This window comes from Mesorhizobium sp. WSM4830, from assembly GCF_055811495.1.
This window is the reverse complement of record NZ_JBVVQI010000103.1, coordinates 1-689: the sequence shown is the minus strand read 5'-3', so window position 1 is coordinate 689 and position 689 is coordinate 1. Positions and strand designations below refer to the sequence as shown.

Here is a 689-nt window from a genome sequence, read left to right as displayed (position 1 = left end):
GATTGCCGCTCCGCGACAAGTTCCTGGGTGTTTTTGATTGTCGCGTATGAGGCTGGTCTGCCGCGCTGGCGTTTGGCTTCCATTGCGGATCTGCGGCGATAGCTTTCGACATTCATCTCGAAGATCGTTGCGTGGTGGACGAGGCGGTCGACCGCGGCGAGCGTCATAGCGGGGTCCGGGAAGACCCTGTTCCATTCCCCAAAGGGCTGATTGGCGGTGATCATGATGGAACGCCGCTCGTAACGGGCGGAGATGAGCTCGAAGAGCACGCTGGTTTCGGCCTGGTCCTTGGTGACGTAGGCCAGATCGTCGAGGATGAGCAGATCGAACTTGTCGAGCTTGTCGATGGCGGATTCGAGCTGGAGTTCACGCCGCGCAACCTGAAGCTTCTGGACGAGATCGGTGGTGCGGGTGAACATCACGCGCCAGCCGTTCTCGATCAGCGCAAGGCCGATGGCTGCGGCGAGATGACTCTTGCCGCCGCCGGGCGGCCCGAACATGAGGACGTTGGCGCCTTTTGCGAGCCAACTGTCGCCGGCGGTGATCGCCATGACCTGGGCCTTGGAGACCATGGGCACGGCATCGAAGGCGAAGCTGTCGAGCGTCTTTCCGGGCGGCAGGTGCGCCTCGGCGAGATGCCTTTCGATCCTGCGATGGGCACGTTCGGCCAGTTCATGCTCGGCGATGGC

At 62.4% G+C, this 689-nt stretch carries 1 protein-coding gene; it reads right to left on the bottom strand.

Translation table 11 applies throughout. The features are described from left to right. Positions 1-689: IS21-like element helper ATPase IstB (gene istB / locus AC0L2Y_RS34540; protein WP_473562330.1), on the bottom strand; the 689-nt coding region annotated here is incomplete at both ends.